Raw genomic sequence first — 287 nt, 5'->3', positions numbered from 1 at the left:
ACCGGATCATCCGCCACCCGGATATGCCGACGGGCTTCTTCCACTTGTTCTGGGCGCTGCTGAAGCGGGGCGAACCAGCCGTGGGCTATGTGAAGAACTGCCGCGCGGACGGGGCGGCCTATTGGGTGCTGGCCGCTGCCATGCCCTGCGACGGTGGCTATTTCTCGGTCCGCCTGCGACCTTCGAGCCCGGTCTTCGCGGCCACCACGGATCTCTATGCGCGGCAGCGCAAGCGCGAGCTGTCTGCGAATCTGACGCCCGCAGCCTCGGCAGAGGAGCTTCTGCGC

General features: G+C 67.2%; 1 pseudogene. It reads left to right on the top strand.

Annotated features, from left to right (window positions below):
- Positions 1-287: pseudogene (locus LHP98_RS19745) on the top strand (PAS domain-containing protein); the annotation flags it as partial.

This window comes from Rhodobacter sp. Har01, assembly GCF_020564565.1.
Lineage (GTDB): Bacteria > Pseudomonadota > Alphaproteobacteria > Rhodobacterales > Rhodobacteraceae > Pseudogemmobacter.
This window is presented reverse-complemented; position numbering and strand designations above follow the sequence as displayed.